This is a genomic window from Enterobacter sp. KB-221C9 (assembly GCF_041320715.1).
In the GTDB taxonomy this organism is placed as follows: Bacteria; Pseudomonadota; Gammaproteobacteria; order Enterobacterales; family Enterobacteriaceae; genus Enterobacter; species Enterobacter asburiae_D.
In genome coordinates this window covers 1-20980 of record NZ_JBGIWG010000024.1, presented here as the reverse complement: position 1 = coordinate 20980, position 20980 = coordinate 1, and the positions used below count along the sequence as shown (strand labels likewise).

At 56.8% G+C, this 20980-nt stretch carries 19 protein-coding genes and 1 riboswitch; of the genes, 7 read left to right on the top strand and 12 right to left on the bottom strand.

All coding sequences use genetic code 11. From position 1 onward, the window contains the following. Positions 1-41: 41 nt before the first annotated feature. The gene (gene rpoC, locus AB8846_RS22595; protein ID WP_063145614.1) at positions 42-4265 is read left to right on the top strand and encodes a DNA-directed RNA polymerase subunit beta'; all 4224 of its coding nucleotides are present in this window, start codon (positions 42-44) and stop codon (positions 4263-4265) included. Positions 4266-4378: 113 nt separating this feature from the next. On the opposite strand, the gene AB8846_RS22590 is transcribed toward rpoC, so the two are convergent. From AB8846_RS22590 to AB8846_RS22545, 10 genes are all read right to left on the bottom strand, one after another. After that, a complete protein-coding gene (locus AB8846_RS22590; RefSeq protein ID WP_148245046.1) occupies positions 4379-4696 on the bottom strand; it encodes a PTS lactose/cellobiose transporter subunit IIA in 318 nt (105 codons plus the stop codon). Continuing rightward, positions 4696-5004 carry a PTS sugar transporter subunit IIB gene (locus tag AB8846_RS22585; protein WP_023334100.1) on the bottom strand — a complete coding sequence of 103 codons (309 nt, stop codon included), beginning with the start codon at positions 5002-5004 and terminating at the stop codon, positions 4696-4698. Before AB8846_RS22585 ends, AB8846_RS22590 begins: the two co-directional genes overlap by 1 nt. Positions 5005-5185: 181 nt before the next feature. Next, a complete protein-coding gene (locus AB8846_RS22580) occupies positions 5186-6727 on the bottom strand; it encodes a diguanylate cyclase domain-containing protein (protein ID WP_370733744.1) in 1542 nt (513 codons plus the stop codon). A 336-nt stretch (positions 6728-7063) separates the two neighbouring features. Continuing rightward, positions 7064-8191, bottom strand: coding sequence for a 2-iminoacetate synthase ThiH (gene thiH / locus AB8846_RS22575; RefSeq protein WP_370733743.1), 1128 nt, complete (start codon positions 8189-8191; stop codon positions 7064-7066). Further along, positions 8188-8958 (bottom strand): thiazole synthase, encoded by a 771-nt coding sequence (gene thiG, locus AB8846_RS22570; RefSeq protein WP_370733742.1) that lies wholly within the window; start codon positions 8956-8958, stop codon positions 8188-8190. Before thiG ends, thiH begins: the two co-directional genes overlap by 4 nt. Before the next feature lies 1 nt (position 8959). Beyond that, a complete protein-coding gene (gene thiS / locus AB8846_RS22565) occupies positions 8960-9160 on the bottom strand; it encodes a sulfur carrier protein ThiS (RefSeq protein WP_370733741.1) in 201 nt (66 codons plus the stop codon). Then, positions 9144-9899, bottom strand: a complete 756-nt coding sequence (gene thiF / locus AB8846_RS22560) for a thiazole biosynthesis adenylyltransferase ThiF (protein WP_063145609.1) — start codon at positions 9897-9899, stop codon at positions 9144-9146. The genes thiS and thiF overlap by 17 nt, the downstream gene beginning before the upstream one ends. Further along, complete coding sequence (gene thiE / locus AB8846_RS22555; RefSeq protein ID WP_370733740.1) at positions 9886-10527, bottom strand: thiamine phosphate synthase; 642 nt, start codon at positions 10525-10527, stop codon at positions 9886-9888. The genes thiF and thiE overlap by 14 nt, the downstream gene beginning before the upstream one ends. Then, a complete protein-coding gene (gene thiC / locus AB8846_RS22550) occupies positions 10527-12422 on the bottom strand; it encodes a phosphomethylpyrimidine synthase ThiC (protein ID WP_370733739.1) in 1896 nt (631 codons plus the stop codon). Before thiC ends, thiE begins: the two co-directional genes overlap by 1 nt. A 78-nt stretch (positions 12423-12500) precedes the next feature. Continuing rightward, a riboswitch (TPP riboswitch) is annotated at positions 12501-12612 on the bottom strand. Positions 12613-12666: 54 nt separating this feature from the next. Next, positions 12667-13164: an Rsd/AlgQ family anti-sigma factor gene (locus AB8846_RS22545; protein WP_023334107.1), complete on the bottom strand. Its 498-nt coding sequence runs from the start codon at positions 13162-13164 to the stop codon at positions 12667-12669. A 95-nt stretch (positions 13165-13259) separates the two neighbouring features. On the opposite strand from AB8846_RS22545, the gene nudC reads away from it, so the two are divergent. From nudC to AB8846_RS22515, 6 genes are all read left to right on the top strand, one after another. Next, positions 13260-14033 (top strand): NAD(+) diphosphatase, encoded by a 774-nt coding sequence (nudC, locus tag AB8846_RS22540; protein WP_063145606.1) that lies wholly within the window; start codon positions 13260-13262, stop codon positions 14031-14033. Positions 14034-14071: 38 nt separating this feature from the next. Then, positions 14072-15136: a uroporphyrinogen decarboxylase gene (gene hemE, locus AB8846_RS22535; protein WP_029742041.1), complete on the top strand. Its 1065-nt coding sequence runs from the start codon at positions 14072-14074 to the stop codon at positions 15134-15136. Positions 15137-15145: 9 nt separating this feature from the next. Then, a complete protein-coding gene (gene nfi / locus AB8846_RS22530; RefSeq protein ID WP_023309979.1) occupies positions 15146-15817 on the top strand; it encodes a deoxyribonuclease V in 672 nt (223 codons plus the stop codon). 41 nt (positions 15818-15858) lie between these two features. Continuing rightward, the gene (locus tag AB8846_RS22525) at positions 15859-16449 is read left to right on the top strand and encodes a YjaG family protein (protein WP_029742042.1); all 591 of its coding nucleotides are present in this window, start codon (positions 15859-15861) and stop codon (positions 16447-16449) included. Between the two features lie 186 nt (positions 16450-16635). Further along, positions 16636-16908: a nucleoid-associated protein HU-alpha gene (gene hupA / locus AB8846_RS22520; protein ID WP_002445246.1), complete on the top strand. Its 273-nt coding sequence runs from the start codon at positions 16636-16638 to the stop codon at positions 16906-16908. Between the two features lie 11 nt (positions 16909-16919). Further along, the gene (locus AB8846_RS22515) at positions 16920-17612 is read left to right on the top strand and encodes a DUF1481 domain-containing protein (RefSeq protein WP_063145604.1); all 693 of its coding nucleotides are present in this window, start codon (positions 16920-16922) and stop codon (positions 17610-17612) included. Positions 17613-17711: 99 nt separating this feature from the next. Here the strand turns inward: AB8846_RS22515 and purD are convergent, their stop codons facing one another. Then, the gene (gene purD, locus AB8846_RS22510) at positions 17712-19004 is read right to left on the bottom strand and encodes a phosphoribosylamine--glycine ligase (protein WP_063145603.1); all 1293 of its coding nucleotides are present in this window, start codon (positions 19002-19004) and stop codon (positions 17712-17714) included. 15 nt (positions 19005-19019) lie between these two features. Next, entirely contained in the window at positions 19020-20609 is a 1590-nt protein-coding gene (gene purH / locus AB8846_RS22505) for a bifunctional phosphoribosylaminoimidazolecarboxamide formyltransferase/IMP cyclohydrolase (protein ID WP_370733738.1), read from the bottom strand. Positions 20610-20980 lie beyond the last annotated feature (371 nt).

Below are 20980 nucleotides of genomic sequence, written 5' to 3'. Positions count from 1 at the left end.
CCCCGGCACCAGATTGTGCTAACTCCGACGGGAGCAAATCCGTGAAAGATTTATTAAAGTTTCTGAAAGCGCAGACTAAAACCGAAGAGTTTGATGCGATCAAAATTGCTCTGGCTTCGCCAGACATGATCCGTTCATGGTCTTTCGGTGAAGTCAAAAAGCCGGAAACCATCAACTACCGTACGTTCAAACCTGAGCGTGACGGCCTTTTCTGTGCGCGTATTTTCGGGCCAGTAAAAGACTACGAGTGCCTGTGCGGTAAGTACAAGCGCCTGAAACACCGTGGTGTGATCTGTGAGAAGTGCGGCGTTGAAGTGACCCAGACCAAAGTGCGTCGTGAGCGCATGGGCCACATCGAGCTGGCGTCTCCGACCGCTCACATCTGGTTCCTGAAATCTCTGCCGTCCCGTATCGGTCTGCTGCTGGATATGCCGCTGCGCGATATCGAACGTGTTCTGTACTTCGAATCTTATGTGGTTATCGAAGGCGGGATGACGAACCTGGAACGTCATCAGATCCTGACTGAAGAGCAGTATCTGGACGCGCTGGAAGAGTTCGGTGACGAATTCGACGCGAAGATGGGTGCGGAAGCTATTCAGGCCCTGCTGAAGAGCATGGATCTGGAGCAAGAGTGCGAGCAGCTGCGTGAAGAGCTGAACGAAACCAACTCCGAAACCAAACGTAAAAAGCTGACCAAGCGTATCAAACTGCTGGAAGCGTTCGTTCAGTCTGGTAACAAACCAGAGTGGATGATCCTGACCGTTCTGCCGGTTCTGCCGCCAGATCTGCGTCCACTGGTTCCGCTGGATGGTGGTCGTTTCGCAACGTCCGATCTGAACGATCTGTATCGTCGCGTTATCAACCGTAACAACCGTCTGAAACGTCTGCTGGATCTGGCTGCGCCGGACATCATCGTACGTAACGAAAAACGTATGCTGCAGGAAGCGGTAGATGCCCTGCTGGATAACGGTCGTCGCGGTCGTGCGATCACCGGTTCTAACAAGCGTCCTCTGAAATCTTTGGCCGACATGATCAAAGGTAAACAGGGTCGTTTCCGTCAGAACCTGCTCGGTAAGCGTGTTGACTACTCCGGTCGTTCTGTAATCACCGTAGGTCCATACCTGCGTCTGCATCAGTGCGGTCTGCCGAAGAAAATGGCACTGGAGCTGTTCAAACCGTTCATCTACGGCAAGCTGGAACTGCGTGGCTTGGCCACCACCATCAAAGCCGCTAAGAAAATGGTTGAGCGTGAAGAAGCTGTCGTTTGGGACATCCTCGACGAAGTTATCCGCGAACACCCGGTACTGCTGAACCGTGCACCAACCTTGCACCGTTTGGGTATCCAGGCATTTGAGCCAGTGCTGATCGAAGGTAAAGCTATCCAGCTGCACCCGCTGGTTTGTGCGGCATATAACGCCGACTTCGATGGTGACCAGATGGCTGTTCACGTACCGCTGACGCTGGAAGCCCAGCTCGAAGCGCGTGCGCTGATGATGTCTACCAACAACATCCTGTCCCCAGCGAACGGTGAACCAATTATCGTTCCTTCTCAGGACGTTGTATTGGGTCTGTACTACATGACCCGTGACTGTGTTAACGCCAAAGGCGAAGGCATGGTGCTGACTGGCCCGAAAGAAGCTGAGCGTATTTATCGCGCTGGCCTGGCCTCTCTGCATGCGCGCGTTAAAGTGCGTATCACCGAATACGAAAAAGATGAAAACGGCGAATTCGTTGCGAAAACCAGCCTGAAAGACACGACCGTTGGCCGTGCCATTCTGTGGATGATCGTACCGAAAGGTCTGCCTTTCTCCATCGTCAACCAGGCGCTGGGCAAGAAAGCGATCTCCAAAATGCTGAACACCTGTTACCGCATTCTGGGTCTGAAGCCGACCGTTATCTTCGCTGACCAGACAATGTATACCGGCTTTGCTTATGCAGCGCGTTCAGGTGCATCTGTTGGTATCGATGACATGGTCATCCCAGAGAAGAAACACGAGATCATCTCTGAAGCGGAAGCCGAAGTTGCTGAGATCCAGGAGCAGTTCCAGTCTGGTCTGGTTACCGCGGGCGAACGCTATAACAAAGTTATCGATATCTGGGCAGCGGCGAACGATCGTGTATCCAAAGCGATGATGGATAACCTGCAGACCGAAACCGTCATTAACCGTGACGGCGTAGAAGAGCAGCAGGTTTCCTTCAACAGCATCTACATGATGGCCGACTCCGGTGCGCGTGGTTCCGCAGCACAGATTCGTCAGCTGGCAGGTATGCGTGGTCTGATGGCGAAGCCAGATGGCTCCATTATCGAAACGCCAATCACCGCGAACTTCCGTGAAGGTCTGAACGTACTCCAGTACTTCATCTCCACGCACGGTGCTCGTAAAGGTCTGGCGGATACCGCACTGAAAACAGCGAACTCCGGTTATCTGACGCGTCGTCTGGTTGACGTTGCGCAGGATCTGGTTGTGACCGAAGACGATTGTGGCACCCTCGAAGGTATCACCATGACCCCGGTTATCGAGGGTGGTGATGTTAAAGAGCCACTGCGCGATCGCGTTCTGGGTCGTGTGACTGCGGAAGACATTCTGAAGCCGGGCACTGCAGACATTCTGGTTCCACGCAACACGCTGCTGCACGAGCACTGGTGTGACCTGCTGGAAGCGAACTCTGTTGACTCCGTGAAAGTACGTTCCGTTGTATCTTGTGACACCGACTTTGGTGTATGTGCGCACTGCTATGGTCGTGACCTGGCGCGTGGCCACATCATCAACAAAGGTGAAGCAATCGGCGTTATCGCGGCACAGTCCATCGGTGAGCCGGGTACACAGCTGACGATGCGTACGTTCCACATCGGTGGTGCGGCATCTCGTGCGGCTGCTGAATCCAGCATCCAGGTGAAAAACAAAGGTAGCATCAAGCTCAGCAACGCGAAGTCTGTTGTTAACTCCGCAGGCAAGCTGGTTGTGACCTCTCGTAACACCGAGCTGAAGCTGATCGACGAATTCGGTCGTACCAAAGAGAGCTATAAAGTACCTTACGGTGCGGTTATGGCGAAAGGTGATGGCGAGCAGGTTGCCGGCGGTGAAACCGTTGCAAACTGGGATCCACACACCATGCCGGTTATCACCGAAGTGAGTGGTTTCATCCGCTTCACTGACATGATCGACGGCCAGACCATTACTCGTCAGACCGACGAGCTGACCGGTCTGTCTTCTCTGGTGGTTCTGGATTCTGCTGAACGTACTGCCGGTGGTAAAGATCTGCGTCCTGCACTGAAAATCGTTGATGCTCAGGGTAACGACGTTCTGATCCCTGGTACCGATATGCCTGCGCAGTACTTCCTGCCGGGTAAAGCGATCGTTCAGCTGGAAGATGGTATCCAGATCGGTGCAGGTGATGCGCTGGCGCGTATTCCACAGGAATCCAGCGGTACCAAGGACATCACCGGTGGTCTGCCACGCGTTGCGGACCTGTTCGAAGCACGTCGTCCGAAAGAGCCTGCAATCCTGGCTGAAATCAGCGGTATCATTTCCTTCGGTAAAGAAACCAAAGGTAAGCGCCGTCTGGTTATCACCCCAGTAGATGGTAGCGAACCGTACGAAGAGATGATTCCTAAGTGGCGTCAGCTCAACGTGTTCGAAGGTGAACGTGTAGAACGTGGTGACGTGGTTTCCGATGGTCCAGAAGCGCCGCACGATATTCTGCGTCTTCGTGGCGTACACGCGGTAACGCGTTACATCACCAACGAAGTGCAGGACGTTTACCGTCTGCAAGGCGTTAAGATTAACGATAAGCACATCGAAGTTATCGTTCGTCAGATGCTGCGTAAAGCAACCATCGAAAACGCAGGCAGCTCCGAGTTCCTGGAAGGCGAGCAGGTTGAATACTCACGCGTCAAGATTGCTAACCGCGATCTGGAAGCGAACGGCAAAATCGGTGCGACCTTCGCGCGCGATCTGCTGGGTATCACCAAAGCGTCTCTGGCAACCGAGTCCTTCATCTCTGCTGCATCGTTCCAGGAAACGACTCGTGTCCTGACCGAAGCCGCTGTTGCTGGTAAGCGTGATGAACTGCGCGGTCTGAAAGAGAACGTTATCGTGGGTCGTCTGATCCCGGCTGGTACCGGTTATGCGTACCATCAGGATCGTATGCGTCGTCGTGCTGCGGGCGAACTGCCAGCTGCACCGCAGGTGACTGCTGAAGATGCATCCGCGAGCCTGGCAGAACTGCTGAACGCAGGTCTGGGCGGTTCCGACAACGAGTAATCGTTGATGCCCGGTGGTGAACATTACCGGGCATGTGCCTCGTAGGTCGGGTAAGCGCAGCTCCACCCGACAATAAAAAACCCGCCTCGGCGGGTTTTTTTACATCTGTGTTATCAGTTTATCAACGGGATCCGACGATAAAGCTCAATCATATCGCCCGCCAGATCCTGAATGACCATCGCGTTCATCAGGTGATCCTGAGAGTGGACGGTGATCAGGTTAACCGGAAGCTTCCCGGTTCCTTCGTCAAGACCAATAAGCTGCGTCTGGATCGTGTGCGCATGCTTCACATATTCGCGCGACTCTTCCATCGCTTTTTCTGCTTCGTCAAACTCACCTTTACGCGCCATCTGTAGCGCCGTCAGGGCCGCACTGCGCGCCGCGCCTGCATTGACCAGCAGTTCCATAATTGTGGTTTCTAAGTCTTCCATTATGACTCCAGAAGTTTGAGCGCTTTTTCCAGTACGGCATCACCTTTCATCATGCCGTAATCCATCATGTCGATCACCGCGACCTTTTTACCCAGCGGCTCGGCCTGCGCCTGAAGTTTAGCCTGCTCGTATTTAACCTGTGGCCCCAGCAATACGATGTCGGCCGTCGCGATGTTGTCTTTAAACTCCGCAACCGGAACGGCTTTAATGGTGACTTCAACCCCTTTTTTCTGCGCGGCGTCTTTCATACGTTGAACCAGCATGCTGGTTGACATTCCCGCTGCACAGCATAAAACGATGTTCTTCATAATCAGCCTCGATCTACATGTGTTTATTGATAATTATCCCGTGCAGACCGCTTCAACAACCGGTTTACCGCGATTGTGTGTCAGGCATCACAAAGAAACCGGCGATTTTCTGAAACCGGTTACAATTTTGCGTTGTCGTGTACCCGGCCCGTCGAAACGGGCAGGGGTGAAAGAGGGAGGATTAGCTGATGGACGTTCGGTTAATGCGGTTTTTACCCTGCTGTTTGGCGCTGTAGAGGGCGTTATCAACGCTTCCGACAAATTGATCCAGCGGTTCAAAATGCCACTCCCCAAGACCGCCGCTGAACGTGACCCGCAGGTTTTCTTCGCGCCAGACGCGTTTTTCAACAGCGGTACGCCACGCTTCCAGTAATGAGAGCGCAGACGTCATCTGCTCAGCCTGGAAAATTACCGCAAACTCTTCTCCACCGTACCGATAAAGCGAGACGTGATGTGGCTGCATGATCTGGATCCCTTCGCGGGCCACGTTGCGCAGAACGATATCACCGGTCAGGTGGCCTAGCGTGTCGTTAATCGACTTGAAGTTATCAATGTCCACCAGCGCCATCGCGAAAGTCTGCTGGGCATTCAGCAGCTCCGCGATATCGCTATCGAATGCGCGGCGGTTTTTACAGCCCGTCAGCGCATCGTGAGTGGCCTGGCGCACGTAGGCCATCTCACGCTCTTTATTGGACTGGATAGTATGGCTCAGCATCGCTTCCAGTCGCGGCGCCTCACTGACGTCGCCGGTTTTGATGGCATTGATAATGTGCATCAGCACGCTACGCGAGGCGTGGCGGAGGTATAAGCCGAAGAGAATGATGATGATGGCCGCCAGCGCAAACCCCCAGCCAACGATCGTCGTTTCGTGGCGGGTGATATCGGTGAGCGTCGCACCCGATACCCGGTAAATAACAAACCAGTCCGGGTTGGTAAACGAGTAGTAGTAGTACCAGGCGTTGCTTTTCTTGTCGTAAAGGTGGCCTTCGCCGCTGGTCATTTTGTCCATCAGCGCTTCGCTGACGTACTGTTTGAAGAGCGCGCCCGTATCCGGGTGAAGCACAACGGCGCCGTCGCGTTCGACGACGAAGAATTCCCCCTGAACGGGCGCCACCATTTGACGCAGGGTGTAGCCCATTGACGTCAAATCAAGATGAAACGCGATCGTTCCCTTCAGTCTGCCTTCCGGTGAAATCAATGGCTTATAGAGCGTGACCGTCGGATGGCCGGTGAAGTAGTCCATGTAGGGGCGAGTATAGTGGCTGAAGATACTGGCTTCGGCCTGGGCGACAAACCACGGCCGCGTCCGGGGATCGAAGGTTTTACTCTTCTCCGTGGGGAGCACTTCCGGTGCGCGAAGATAATGCCCCTGCGTGTCCGCCAGCGAGATGGAGGACACGGTCGGCATCAGGTTCTGCAGATGCATCACCATCTGCAGCCCTTGCGTCGGGTTGACGTTGAGCGTCTCGTTTAGCCTGTCGTTACGCGAAAAGTACATCGCGGAGCGGCCCAGGATATAGTCGTTTTCACGCAGGATCGACTCGGTGTAGTTCACCGCCAGGTTGTGCGTGAAATTGCTATTGATCTTATGATAATCCTCAAGAAAATCCTTTCGTTGCGAAAGCGTCACCGCGACCGCGATCACCACAAAACTGCAGATGATCCCCGCGAAGCTGAGCATGATTGGCCGGGTAAAAGAGAGCTTTTTGCTGTGAAGTGCCATGAGCTGTACATCGTTCCTGATGGTGAATACTTTCGTCTGCCGATATCCTCTCAGCATAGTCGCTGTCCTGCGGTTAGCGGTGAATTATACGGCACACGGTTTCTGACGGGATGATTTATCTTAAGAACCATTAAGAAAATACTTATTCAAATGGCCGGGGGGCGTTTGTGCAATGAACCAGAGGCAGGGCGAAACGAGGAAGAAGCTTTTCGCCCTGGTCAGCATCCGTTGCTGACCGTGTGACAATAAAAAACCGGACGATCGCTGACAATCATCCGGTTTTGCCTTTTCGTAGCGCCTCGACAATTTTTTATGATGTTGCAGTGCGTTTCAACGTCATTGCGAGGTTCTTCCCAGCCAGCTGTCCCAGTCTTTCCAGACGGGCTGAAGACCCTGCGCCGTCAGCGCTGCGGCGACCGCTTCCGGACGTCGTCCGTCATGCGGCACAAACTGCTCGAGCTCCGGACGATCGTCGGCGTAGCCGCCGGGCTGCGTTTTGGAAAACGCGCTGACGTTGTTAATCGCAAGCGGGATAACGCGATCGCGAAACGCCGGGGACTCACGCGTTGAGAGCGATAATTCCACTTCCGGGGCGAGCAGGCGAAACGCGCAGATGGTCTGCACCAGCTGGCGTTCATCCATTAGCGAAGCCGGTTCAATCCCGCCTGCGCAAGGTCTCAGGCGCGGGAAGGAGATGGAATAACGGCTCTGCCAGTAGTGCTGCTGGAGCCACAGCAAATGTTCCGCCACCATGTAGCAATCCACCCGCCAGCTGTCAGAGAGCCCGATCAGCGCGCCCAGACCGATTTTGTCGATGCCCGCGCGACCCAGCCTGTCCGGCGTTTCAAGCCGGAAAAAGAAATCCTGTTTCTTGCCCTTCAGGTGGTGCCGGGCGTACGTCGCCTCGTGGTAGGTTTCCTGGTAGACCATGACCCCGTCCAGCCCGAGGGTTTTGAGCTCCGCGTACTCCTCCTGCACCAGGGGCTGCACTTCCATCTGCAGCGACGCAAACTGACGACGAATGGCGGGAAGGTGGTGGCGGAAATAGTCCATCCCCACTTTTCCCTGATGTTCGCCCGTGACCAGCAGAAGATGTTCAAAGCCCATTTCACGAATGGCCGCACACTCACGGGCAATCTCATCGTCATCGAGCGTTTTACGCTTGATGCGGTTGCTCATGGAAAAACCGCAGTAGGTGCAGTCATTGGCGCACAGGTTTGAGAGATAGAGCGGCACGTAGAAGCTCACCGTGTTGCCAAAGCGCTGGCGGGTGAGCCGCTGCGCTCGCTGGGCCATCGGTTCGAGGTACGCGCTGGCCGCCGGGGAGAGCAGAGCCATCAGATCCTCGCGGGTCAGATGGCGGGCATTCAGCGCGCGCTCCACGTCAGCCGCCGTTTTGCTGTTGATGCGCAGGGCAATGTCGTCCCAGCTAAGCTGCCGCCAGCGCTCGATAAACGTGCTCATGAGAGCGCCTCCAGAAAACCGGTCAGCGGGCTGGTGGCCTGCGCCTGGAAACTGCGCGAGCCGGGGCCGGACTCCCTTGCCAGCAGGCCAGCTTCTACGGCCATGCGGAACGCACGCGCCATCATGACCGGATCGTCGGCAACCGCGATGGCCGTGTTGACCAGCACCGCGTCGGCGCCCATCTCCAGCGCCTGCGCGGCATGGCTGGGCACGCCAATGCCCGCATCCACCACCACCGGTACGGTAGCCTGCTCAATAATGATTTCCAGCATCGCGCGGGTTTCCAGCCCCTGGTTGGAGCCAATGGGGGCGCCCAGCGGCATGACGGCGGCGCAGCCGACCTCTTCCAGCCGTTTGCACAGGACAGGGTCGGCGCCGCAGTAAGGCAGGACGGTAAACCCTTGCTGTACAAGCTTTTCAGCCGCTTTCAGCGTTTCGATAGGGTCGGGCAGCAGCCAGCGGGCGTCAGGATGAATTTCCAGCTTCAGCCATCGGGTGCCGAGCGCCTCGCGGGCCAGCTGCGCGGCAAAAATCGCCTCTTCGGCCGTTTTGGCACCGGAGGTGTTAGGCAGCAGCGTGACGCCAGCCGCCAGTAAAGGCGCCAGAATGGCATCGCTGTGATGACGCAGATCCACGCGCTTGAGCGCCAGCGTCACCAGCTGGCTGCCGCTTTCGCGAATGGCATCTACCATCAGCTGCGGCGAGGCGAATTTTCCGGTTCCGGTAAACAGATGTGAATCAAAGACTTTATCGGCAATACGTAACATCTCAGCCCCCTGCGATAACCTGAAACAGCAGGATCTGGTCGCCGTCATTGACCTGCTGATGTTCCCACTGCTCGCGCGGCAGGATCTGTTGATTGAGCGCCAGCGCCGTTCCCGGCTTGAGCTGACGCAGCTTGTCGAGCAGTACCGCAACGGTGAGCCCGTCGTCGCATCTCAGCGGCTCATCGTTAAACAGAATGCGCATCGCGGCCTCCGCATACCGGGCAACGGCTGGCTCGGTGTAACGCCAGATGGCGCCAGCCGCTGGAGCGGGCATCAAACAGCCGCAGCATGTTGCGTTCCGTCTCCATGCCGCTGAGCAGCTTGATGGCTTCCAGCGCCTGCATCGTGCCCATTACGCCGACCACCGGACCAAGAATGCCTGCCGTACGGCAGTTGCGCGCTGGCTCTGCATCATCCGGCCACAGGCAGCGATAGCAGCCCTGCGACCACGGCGGGGTCAGGACCATCATCTGTCCGCCGAAACCCACCGCGCTGGCGGTGATAAGCGGCGTATTATTTGCCACGCAGGCGGCGTTAATCGCCTGGCGCGTCGCCATGTTGTCCGTGCAGTCCAGCACCACGTCGGCAAGGGCGACCTCACGGCGCAGGTTTTCACCGCTGAGCCGATCCTGCAGGGCAATCAACGCGATATCCGGGTTGAGCTGGTTCAGGCGCTGCCGGGTGACTTGCGCTTTCGGCTGGTTGATATCCTCGGTGGTAAAGAGGATTTGTCGCTGCAGGTTGCTGAGGTGAACCTCGTCGTCGTCGGCCAGCACCAGCGTACCGATACCTGCACCAGCCAGATAAAGCGCGGCGGGCGCGCCTAACCCGCCCAGACCGACAATCAGCACCCGGCTGGCGAGCAGTTTTTGCTGCCCGTCGATGGCGATATCTTCCAGCAGGATCTGACGGCTGTAGCGCATAAAATCACGATCGTTCATCACCCGCTCCTGCCAGCTGTAACAGCTGTTCGGTGGCGAGCCGCCAGTCTGCGGCCTGGGTGATGGCGCTGACGACGGCGATACTGCCGACGCCGGTCTCCAGCACCGCCGGGGCGCGCTCAAGGCTGATTCCGCCAATGGCGACGGTAGGGTAATCGGCAAGGCGTTTCACGTGACTCGCCAGCTGCGTCAGCCCCTGCGGTGCGGAGGGCATCTGCTTGGTTTGCGTTGGGAAGACGTGACCCAGCGCGATGTAAGAGGGACGGGCCGCCAGGGCCACGTCGATCTCCATGTCGTCGTGTGTTGAAACGCCAAGACGCAACCCGGCTTCACGGATAGCGCTCAGATCCGTTGTTTCCAGGTCCTCCTGGCCCAGATGCACGCCGTAGGCCTGGTGCTTAACGGCCAGCTGCCAGTAGTCGTTGATAAACAGGCGGGCGTTATGTCGACGCCCAAGCGCGATGGCGGCAACCACATCGGCCTCTACCTCGTCATCGCGTTTATCCTTGATGCGCAGCTGGAGGGTGCGAACGCCAGCCTTCAGCAGGCGCTCTATCCACTCAACGCTGTCCACCACCGGATAGAGCCCTAAACGGTAGGGGACGGGCGGGAAATCGGGCTGGTACATTACGCCTCCTCTTTTTTGAGGTAGATTTCGCCGCCTTTGGCGCGGAAGGTTTCTGACATGTCCGCCATGCCCACTTCAATGGTCTGCGCGGCGGCGTAGTCGCGCACCTCCTGGCTAATTTTCATCGAGCAGAACTTCGGCCCGCACATAGAGCAGAAGTGCGCGACTTTGCCCGATTCCTGCGGCAGGGTTTCGTCGTGATAGGCGCGGGCGGTGAACGGGTCCAGCGCCAGGTTGAACTGGTCTTCCCAGCGGAATTCGAAGCGCGCCTTCGACATGGCGTTATCGCGGATTTGCGCGCCCGGGTGGCCTTTGGCCAGATCCGCCGCGTGGGCGGCAATTTTGTAGGTGATCAGCCCCTGCTTCACGTCCTCTTTGTTTGGCAGGCCGAGGTGCTCTTTCGGCGTTACGTAGCAGAGCATGGCGCAGCCGAACCAGCCGATCATCGCCGCCCCAATGCCTGACGTGAAGTGGTCATAGCCCGGCGCAATATCGGTTGTCAGCGGCCCGAGGGTATAGAACGGCGCTTCGTGGCAGTGCTCCAGCTCCTCGGTCATGTTGCGGCGGATCATTTGCATCGGCACGTGTCCCGGGCCTTCAATCATCACCTGCACGTCGTACTCCCAGGCGATTTTGGTCAGTTCGCCCAGCGTGTGCAGCTCGGCAAACTGCGCTTCGTCATTCGCGTCGCGAATAGAGCCAGGACGCAGGCCGTCGCCCAGCGACAGAGAGACATCGTATGCGGCGCAGATTTCGCAGATCTCGCGGAAGTGTTCGTAGAGGAAGTTTTCCTGATGATGGGAGAGGCACCACTTCGCCATGATGGAACCGCCGCGCGAGACGATGCCGGTCAGGCGCTTCGCCGTCATCGGCACGTAGCGCAGCAGCACGCCCGCGTGAATAGTGAAGTAGTCCACGCCCTGTTCAGCCTGCTCCAGCAGCGTGTCGCGGAACGCTTCCCAGGTGAGGTCTTCGGCAATACCGTTGACCTTTTCCAGCGCCTGATAAATCGGGACGGTGCCAATTGGTACCGGGCTGTTACGCAGGATCCATTCGCGGGTTTCGTGAATATAGCGGCCAGTGGAGAGATCCATTACCGTGTCCGCCCCCCACCGCGTGGACCAGACCAGCTTTTCCACCTCTTCTTCGATGGAGGAGGTCACGGCCGAGTTACCGATGTTCGCGTTGACCTTCACCAGGAAGTTGCGGCCAATAATCATCGGCTCGGATTCCGGGTGGTTGATGTTGGCGGGGATAATCGCGCGGCCTGCGGCCACTTCGTCACGCACAAACTCCGGCGTGATGTTCTCCGGCAGGCGAGCGCCAAAGCCTTCGCCCGGATGCTGGTAGCGCAGCACTTCGCTACGGATGCGCTCGCGACCCATGTTTTCGCGGATGGCGATGAACTCCATCTCCGGCGTGACGATGCCCTGACGCGCGTAGTGCAGCTGGGTCACGCATTTGCCCGCTTTGGCGCGTTTTGGCGTCAGCAGGCCGGTAAAGCGCAGCTCGTCCAGACCGTCGTCGGCCAGGCGCTCTTTGGTGTACGCAGAGCTGCGCACGCTCAGTTCTTCGCAGTCGTTGCGCGCACTAATCCACGGCTGGCGCAGCTTCGCCAGACCCTGCTGGACGTTGATGGCAACATCAGGGTCACCGTACGGGCCGGAGGTGTCATACACCGGCACGGCTTCGTTGTCTTCATACTGGGGGCTATCTTTGCTGCCGCCGATAAGCGTCGGGCTAAGCTGAATTTCGCGCATTGGGACGCGGATATCGGCCTGCGAGCCGGAAATGTAGATGCGTTTCGAGTTCGGGAAAGCGGTGCCTTCCAGCGTGTCGATGAAGTGTTGGGCCTGTGCGCGCTGTTCGCGGCGGGTCAGTTTTGCAGTAGACATAGCTCATTCCAAAAGTGAAGGACATGGCTTGTCAGACGACGGATGAAGCAAGAGAGGATCGCCCTTGGGCGATACAACAGCTGTTTGACTCTTGTTCCCTTCGCAGGTATTAGCCTGATCAGGTTCCGCGGATCCCGAATTAACGGTCTCAGCCCGCGCTTTCAGGCGCTGGGCACTCCGACAAGAAAAATCCCCCTCGTGAGAGGGGCGAATGGTTGTAAATTACTCGTTAACGATGAAGAACTCAAGCAGGGCGCGCGACGTTCTCTTCGTTACTGATGTTCAAATCATTGTCCAGCACGAGAGCGATCAGCTTATCTTCCAGCGTGAATCGCTCTTCCAGCGCTTCACCGAGATCGGATAGCGCCCGCTGGAACTCAAGATAGTTATCGTGATCGATGGCGTTCTCGAGCGCGGAATCATAGTAATCCATGATCTGCTGGGTGTTGGCTTCCAGCAGCGGATAGAGCTTGCTGGCCGCTAAATACGGTGTTGTCCCTTCCATTTCGCGGATAATGCGTTCATAAATATTGAAATGGCCGTCGGACAGATAGTCGACCAGGCCCTGACAAAAATCATCCAGCGCTTTTTCATTCAGTCGCATAAACGATTCTTTGCCAGGCTTAATGCCGACCAGATTGTAATAAGCCACGAGTAGATGCTTGCGCACATGTAGCCAGCGATCCACCAGTTTGTTACTTCCTCTAACGCGCTCAGTCAGGCTTTCCAGCTGGTTTAACATGGTCGACTCCGCAAAATGTAGGATTGAATCTGCTTATCCAGAATGTAACCACAATGCTAACAACATGTCAGTGAAGCGAAGGTAGTGCAATAGATATGGATCGTATTATTGAAAAATCAGATCTTGGTTGGTGGATCGTCAGTCACGAACAAAAGTTATGGCTGCCTGCCGGAGAGTTGCCCTATGGTGCAGCGGAAATGTTCGATCTTGTAGGCCAGCACGCGCTGAAGATCGGCGAGTGGCAGGGCGATCCTGTGTGGTTGATCCAACAGGCTCGCCGCCAGGATATGGGATCCGTTCGCCAGGTGCTCGATCTGGATGTCGGGCTGTTCCAGCTGGCGGGGCGCGGCGTGCAGCTGGCAGAGTTTTACCGCTCGCATAAATACTGCGGCTACTGCGGACATACCATGCGCCCGAGCAAAACCGAGTGGGCGTTGCTCTGTAACCACTGTCGCGAACGTTATTATCCGCAGATTGCGCCGTGCATCATCGTCGCCATCCGCCGGGAGGATTCCATCCTGCTGGCGCAGCATACCCGCCATCGCAACGGCGTTCACACCGTGCTGGCCGGCTTCGTCGAAGTGGGCGAAACGCTGGAGCAGGCGGTAGCGCGCGAGGTAATGGAGGAGAGTGGGATCAAAGTGAAGAACCTGCGCTACGTCACCTCCCAGCCTTGGCCGTTCCCGCAGTCGCTGATGACGGCATTTATGGCCGAATACGACAGCGGCGAGATCGTTATCGACCAGAAAGAGCTGCTTGAAGCGAACTGGTATCGCTACGACGATTTACCGCTGTTACCTCCGCCGGGCACCGTGGCGCGTCGGCTGATAGAAGATACCGTGGCGATGTGTCGGGCCGAGTATGAGTAGTGTTACACTGAGGCCATGACGCTTAAGGAACTGCAAAAATGACCGAACTGAAGAACGATCGTTATCTGCGTGCGCTGCTGCGCCAGCCCGTTGATGTCACCCCGGTGTGGATGATGCGCCAGGCGGGACGCTATCTGCCAGAGTACAAAGCCACGCGCGCGCAGGCGGGCGATTTTATGTCGCTGTGCAAAAACGCCGAGCTGGCCTGTGAAGTGACGCTCCAGCCGCTGCGCCGCTTCCCGCTGGATGCTGCGATCCTCTTCTCGGATATTCTGACCATTCCGGATGCAATGGGCCTTGGCCTGTACTTCGAAACCGGTGAAGGCCCGCGTTTCACCTCCCCAATCAAAAGCAAAGCCGACGTGGATAAGCTCCCGATCCCCGATCCGGAAGGCGAGCTGGGCTACGTGATGAACGCCGTACGCACCATTCGCCGCGAGCTGAAAGGTGAAGTGCCGCTGATTGGCTTCTCCGGCAGTCCGTGGACGCTGGCGACCTATATGGTGGAAGGGGGCAGCAGCAAAGCCTTCACCATGATTAAAAAGATGATGTACGCCGAGCCGCTGGCCCTGCATGCGCTGCTCGACAAGCTGGCGAAGAGCGTCACCCTCTATCTGAACGCGCAGATTAAGGCGGGCGCGCAGTCGGTGATGATTTTCGATACCTGGGGCGGCGTGCTGACCGGGCGCGATTATCAGCAGTTTTCCCTGTACTACATGCACAAAATCGTTGACGGCCTGCTGCGTGAAAACGAAGGTCGCCGCGTGCCGGTGACGCTGTTCACCAAAGGTGGCGGTCAGTGGCTGGAAGCGATGGCGGCAACCGGCTGCGATGCGCTGGGCCTCGACTGGACCACCGATATTGCCGATGCGCGCCGCCGCGTGGGCGACAAAGTGGCGCTGCAGGGCAATATGGATCCGTCCATGCTCTATGCGCCGCCAGCCCGCATTGAAGAAGAAGTGTCGACTATACTGTCTGGTTTCGGCCAGGGGGAAGGCCACGTCTTTAACCTTGGCCACGGTATTCATCAGGATGTGCCGCCAGAACACGCAGGCGTATTTGTGGAGGCGGTGCATCGGCTTTCTGCCCAGTATCACAAGTAAGGAGTGGTTATGGATCTCGCGTCGCTACGCGCTCAGCAAATCGAACTGGCCTCATCGGTGATCCGCGAGGATCGTCTGGATAAAGATCCTCCGCAGTACATTGGCGGAGCAGACGTCGGATTCGAGCAGGGTGGGGAAGTGACGCGAGCGGCGATGGTGGTACTGAAATACCCGTCGCTTGAGCTGGTGGAGTATAAGGTAGCGCGTATCGCCACCACCATGCCGTACATCCCGGGCTTTCTCTCCTTCCGCGAATATCCCGCGCTGCTGGCTGCGTGGGAGCAACTTTCGCAAAAACCTGACCTGCTGTTTGTCGATGGACACGGTATTTCACACCCGCGCCGTTTAGGCGTTGCCAGCCATTTTGGGCTGCTGGTGGATGTGCCGACCATTGGCGTCGCCAAGAAACGCCTGTGCGGCGCGTTTGAACCTCTATCTGCCGAGCCGGGCGCGCTGGCGCCGCTTATCCATAAAGGCGAGCAGCTAGCGTGGGTCTGGCGCAGCAAGGCGCGCTGTAACCCGCTTTTTATCGCCACCGGGCACCGGGTGAGCATGGACAGCGCCCTGGCGTGGGTGCAGCGCTGCATGAAGGGCTACCGCTTGCCGGAGCCGACGCGCTGGGCAGACGCCGTGGCGTCTTCGCGTCCTGCTTTTGTTCGTTGGCAGGAAATTCAGCGGTGATTCAGGTAAACTGCGCCTAATTTTCGATTCGAGAGATCATCATGCTACAAAACCCGATTCACCTGCGCCTTGAGAAAGTTGAAAGCTGGCAGCACGTGACGTTTATGGCTTGCCTGTGCGAGCGCATGTATCCCAACTATGCCGCGTTCTGTAAGGAGACGGGCTTTGGTGATGGCCATATCTACCGCCGCATTCTGGATCTGATCTGGGAAACGCTGACGGTGAAAGACGCGAAGGTGAACTTCGACTCCCAGCTGGAAAAGCTGGAAGAGGCGATTCCGGCTGCGGATGATTTTGACCTGTACGGTGTCTACCCGGCGATTGATGCCTGCGTGGCGTTAAGCGAACTGCTTCACTCCCGTCTGAGCGGTGAAACGCTGGAGCACGCTATTGAAGTCAGTAAGGCATCTATTACGACCGTCGCGATGCTGGAAATGACCCAGGAAGGTCGCGAGATGACCGACGAAGAGCTGCGTGCGAACCCGGCGGTTGAGCAGGAATGGGACATTCAGTGGGAAATTTTCCGCCTGCTGGCAGAGTGTGAAGAACGCGATATCGAGCTGATAAAAGGGCTGCGCGCGGACTTGCGAGAGGCTGCTGAGAGCAATATTGGTATAATTTTTAACCAATGAGACAAGAAAACTTGAGATAACGCCCGTTTTGTCGCTCCTCGACTCTTCCCTTTCGCCCCTTGTCTGGTCTACATTTGGGGGGCGAAAAAAAGTGGCTATCGGTGCGTGTATGCAGGAGAGTGCTTTTTTGGCATTTTCGTCGCACTCGATGCTTAGCAAGCGATAAACACATTGAAAGGATAACTTATGAACAAGACTCAACTGATTGATGTAATTGCGGACAAGGCTGATCTGTCTAAAGTGCAGGCTAAAGCTGCTCTGGAATCTACCCTGGCTGCTATTACTGAGTCTCTGAAAGAAGGCGATGCTGTACAACTGGTTGGTTTCGGTACCTTCAAAGTGAACCACCGCGCTGAGCGTACTGGCCGCAACCCGCAGACCGGTAAAGAAATCAAAATCGCCGCAGCTAACGTGCCGGCATTTGTTTCTGGTAAAGCACTGAAAGACGCTGTTAAGTAAGACGCGTGGCAGTGAACAGTTTTAGCGAAGGGGCGGTAACGCCCCTTTTGTCTTTCTGGCGTGGAACGCTCGCGCTGGCAGGCATGCTGCTGCTGTCATCCTGCAGCCACGACACTTCCCTGCCGCCGTTTACCGCCAGCGGTTACGCGGACAACCAGGGCGCGGTCAGGATCTGGCGCAAGGATTCCGGCGGTGAAGTACATCTGCTTTCTGCCTTCAGCCCGTGGCATAACGGCAATACGTCGACTGCGGAATATCGCTGGCAGGGAGATGACCTGTCGCTGATTGAGCTGAACGTCTACAGCAAGACCCCCGAACACGTGAAAGTGCGTTTTGACGACCATGGCGAGCTGAGCTTTATGCAGCGCGAAGTCAGCGGTCAAAAACAGCAGCTTTCCAGCGATCAAATCGCCCTCTACCGTTATCGTGCCGAACAAATCCGCCAGACCAGCGATGCGCTTCGTCTGGGCCGCGTCGTGCTGCGCCAGGGGCGCTGGCATGCCGATGGGACGGTGACCACCTGTGAAGGGCAGACGGTCAAGCCTGAGCTTGAATCCTGGGCAACCGAACACATTCAACGCCGTCAGCGTCATTCATCAATGGAGGTGAGTGTGGCGTGGCTGGAAGCGCCGGAAGGCTCTCAGCTGCTGCTGGTGGCGAATGAAGACTTCTGCACCTGGCAGCCGACGGAAAAGAGTTTCTGAATTCTGTGGATTAAGCCGGATGGCGCTAACGCTTATCCGGCCTACGAACGATCCCCTCTCCCACAGGGAGAGGGTTAGGGTTAGGGTTAGGGTGGGAAATTACTCGCCCTGCTCACGCGCAATCGCGCGATAGCCGATATCCTGACGGCTAAAGCTACCGTTCCAGTGAATATCCGCCATCAGCGCATAGGCGCGTTTCTGCGCTTCTGCCACGGTATGACCCAGTGCGGTCGCACACAGCACGCGTCCGCCGTTGGTGAGGACGCGATCGTCTTCAGCCAGCTTCGTACCGGCATGGAACACCTTCGCACCGTCAATCTGCTCCAGCGGCAGACCGTGGATCTCATCCCCGGTGTTGTAGTTGCCCGGGTAACCACCCGCAGCAATCACCACGCCCAGAGACGCGCGCTCGTCCCACTCTGAGGTTTTCTCGTCGAGTTTGCCTTCGCAGGCTGCCAGACACAGATCCACCAGATCGGATTTCATGCGCAGCATGATGGGCTGCGTTTCCGGATCGCCAAAGCGGCAGTTGAATTCGATAACCTTAGGGTTACCCTGCTTGTCGATCATCAGACCTGCGTAAAGGAAACCGGTGTAGGTGTTACCTTCCGCCGCCATCCCTTTCACGGTAGGCCAGATGACGCGATCCATGGTGCGCTGGTGTACTTCGTCAGTCACTACCGGAGCAGGGGAGTAGGCGCCCATCCCGCCGGTATTCGGGCCGGAATCACCATTACCCACGCGCTTGTGGTCCTGGCTGGTGGCCATCGGCAGAACATGCTCGCCGTCGACCATCACGATAAAGCTGGCCTCTTCGCCGTCGAGGAACTCTTCGATCACGATGCGGTGGCCCGCATCGCCAAAGGCGTTACCCGCCAGCATATCCTGAACCGCGGCTTCGGCTTCTTCGAGGGTCATCGCCACGATCACGCCTTTGCCTGCTGCCAGACCGTCGGCCTTGATAACAATCGGCGCGCCTTTTTCACGTAAATAAGCCAGGGCTGGCTCTACTTCGGTGAAGTTCTGATATTCCGCCGTCGGGATGTTATGACGCGCGAGGAAATCTTTGGTGAAGGCTTTGGAGCCTTCCAGCTGCGCAGCACCTTGCGTTGGGCCGAAGATTGTCAGGCCCGCCGCGCGGAAGGCATCGACGACGCCAATCACCAGCGGCGCTTCCGGGCCGACGATGGTCAGGTCGATTTTCTCGCTCTGGGCAAAGCTCAGCAGCGCCGGAATGTCGGTTACGCCAATGGCGACGTTCTGTAGAGTCGGCTCCAGGGCGGTACCGGCGTTGCCCGGCGCCACGAAGACCGTTTTCACCAGCGGAGACTGCGCCGCTTTCCACGCCAGAGCGTGCTCGCGTCCGCCGTTACCAATTACTAATACTTTCATTTTCAGCTCCGGGAATTAATGGCGGAAGTGGCGCATGTCGGTGAAGATCATCGCAATGCCGTGTTCGTCGGCGGCGGCAATCACTTCGTCGTCGCGGATTGAGCCGCCAGGCTGGATCACGCAGGTGATCCCTACAGCGGCTGCCGCGTCGATACCGTCACGGAACGGGAAGAAGGCGTCAGAAGCCATGGCGGAGCCTTTGACTTCCAGACCTTCATCGCCTGCTTTAATACCCGCGATTTTTGCGGAGTAGACGCGGCTCATCTGGCCCGCACCTATTCCGATGGTCATGTTCTCTTTCGCGTAGACGATGGCGTTGGATTTGACGAACTTCGCAACCTTCCAGCAGAACAGCGCGTCACGCAGTTCCTGTTCGCTCGGCTGACGCTTGGTCACCACGCGCAGGTCGGCTTCTGTCACCATACCCAGATCGCGGTCCTGAACCAGCAGACCGCCGTTCACGCGCTTGAAGTCCAGGGCCGGCACGCGTTCTGCCCACTGGCCGCAAACCAGTACGCGCACGTTCTGTTTTGCAGCGGTGATTTTTAGCGCCTCTTCGGATGCGGATGGCGCGATGATCACTTCAACAAACTGGCGGGAGATGATGGCCTGAGCCGTTTCAGCATCCAGCTCGCGGTTGAAGGCGATAATGCCGCCGAATGCAGAGGTCGGGTCGGTTTTGTAGGCGCGATTGTAGGCATCCAGAATAGAGGTGCTCACGGCAACACCGCATGGGTTCGCATGCTTGACGATAACGCAGGCCGGCTCGCTGAACTCTTTCACGCATTCCAGCGCGGCGTCGGTGTCGGCAATGTTGTTATAGGAGAGCGCTTTGCCCTGAACCTGCTGGGCTGTCGCAACAGAGGCTTCTTTTACCTCTTCTTCTATATAGAAGGCAGCCTGCTGGTGGCTGTTCTCGCCGTAACGCATATCCTGCTTCTTAATGAAGTTCAGGTTCAGGGTGCGCGGGAAGCGGCCGGAAGGATCTTTGCTTTCACCGTGGTAAGCCGGTACCAGGCTACCGAAGTAGTTAGCGATCATGCTGTCGTACGCGGCGGTGTGTTCGAACGCTTTGATGGCGAGGTCGAAACGCGTTGCAAGCGTCAGTGACCCTTCGTTGGCATCCATCTCATTAATAATGGTTTCGTAATCGCTGCTCTTTACGACGATGGCCACATCTTTATGGTTCTTGGCCGCGGAGCGCACCATGGTCGGGCCGCCGATATCAATATTCTCTACGGCATCTTCCAGAGAGCAGCCTTCGCGGGCAACGGTCTGGGCAAACGGGTAAAGGTTAACAACCACCATGTCGATTGGCGCGATGTCATGCTGTTCCATAATGCCATCGTCCTGACCGCGACGGCCAAGGATACCGCCGTGCACTTTCGGGTGCAGGGTTTTGACGCGTCCATCCATCATTTCCGGGAAACCGGTGTAATCGGACACTTCGGTTACCGGCAGACCTTTATCTGCTAACAGGCGAGCGGTACCGCCTGTAGAAAGCAGCTCCACACCGCGTGCGGAAAGTGCCTGAGCGAATTCGACGATACCGGCTTTATCAGAAACACTGAGCAGAGCGCGGCGGACTGGACGACGTTGTTGCATGGTAAATCCCCTGGATTTCACGATTACAGAGAGCGTTAGATGAATTTTCCTGCGAAAAACTCATCTAACACACCTGACGGGGCATCCTTGTTAAGCGCGAGCATTTTAACGAAAACGTTTGCGCAACGCTCGCACATTTTCACTTTTTCGTATCATTGTGGATAAGTCTGTGTGTAAAAAGGTATAAGGCGGGGTTTTGCTGTGGAATGCAGCAGTCAGTCATTTTTCTGTCATTTAGCGGTTGCGGCCTGCTGAGAACTCCCTATAATGCGCCTCCATCGACACGGCGGATGTGAATCACTTCACACAACAAGCGGTTCGGTTGAAGAGAAAAAATCCTGAAATAACGGGTTGACTCTGAAAGAGGAAAG

Bases quoted from the DNA above. Each gene is read 5' to 3' on its own strand.
- nudC (WP_063145606.1), top strand. From the start codon at position 13,260: ATGGATCGTATTATTGAAAAATCAGATCTTGGTTGGTGGATCGTCAGT.
- thiH (WP_370733743.1), bottom strand. From the start codon at position 8,191: ATGAGCACGTTTATCGAGCGCTGGCGGCAGCTTAGCTGGGACGACATT.
- hupA (WP_002445246.1), top strand. From the start codon at position 16,636: ATGAACAAGACTCAACTGATTGATGTAATTGCGGACAAGGCTGATCTG.
- thiS (WP_370733741.1), bottom strand. From the start codon at position 9,160: ATGCGCATTCTGTTTAACGATGAGCCGCTGAGATGCGACGACGGGCTC.
- thiG (WP_370733742.1), bottom strand. From the start codon at position 8,958: ATGTTACGTATTGCCGATAAAGTCTTTGATTCACATCTGTTTACCGGA.
- hemE (WP_029742041.1), top strand. From the start codon at position 14,072: ATGACCGAACTGAAGAACGATCGTTATCTGCGTGCGCTGCTGCGCCAG.
- AB8846_RS22545 (WP_023334107.1), bottom strand. From the start codon at position 13,164: ATGTTAAACCAGCTGGAAAGCCTGACTGAGCGCGTTAGAGGAAGTAAC.
- thiE (WP_370733740.1), bottom strand. From the start codon at position 10,527: ATGTACCAGCCCGATTTCCCGCCCGTCCCCTACCGTTTAGGGCTCTAT.
- purH (WP_370733738.1), bottom strand. From the start codon at position 20,609: ATGCAACAACGTCGTCCAGTCCGCCGCGCTCTGCTCAGTGTTTCTGAT.
- thiC (WP_370733739.1), bottom strand. From the start codon at position 12,422: ATGTCTACTGCAAAACTGACCCGCCGCGAACAGCGCGCACAGGCCCAA.
- purD (WP_063145603.1), bottom strand. From the start codon at position 19,004: ATGAAAGTATTAGTAATTGGTAACGGCGGACGCGAGCACGCTCTGGCG.
- AB8846_RS22585 (WP_023334100.1), bottom strand. From the start codon at position 5,004: ATGAAGAACATCGTTTTATGCTGTGCAGCGGGAATGTCAACCAGCATG.
- thiF (WP_063145609.1), bottom strand. From the start codon at position 9,899: ATGAACGATCGTGATTTTATGCGCTACAGCCGTCAGATCCTGCTGGAA.
- nfi (WP_023309979.1), top strand. From the start codon at position 15,146: ATGGATCTCGCGTCGCTACGCGCTCAGCAAATCGAACTGGCCTCATCG.
- AB8846_RS22590 (WP_148245046.1), bottom strand. From the start codon at position 4,696: ATGGAAGACTTAGAAACCACAATTATGGAACTGCTGGTCAATGCAGGC.
- AB8846_RS22580 (WP_370733744.1), bottom strand. From the start codon at position 6,727: ATGGCACTTCACAGCAAAAAGCTCTCTTTTACCCGGCCAATCATGCTC.
- AB8846_RS22525 (WP_029742042.1), top strand. From the start codon at position 15,859: ATGCTACAAAACCCGATTCACCTGCGCCTTGAGAAAGTTGAAAGCTGG.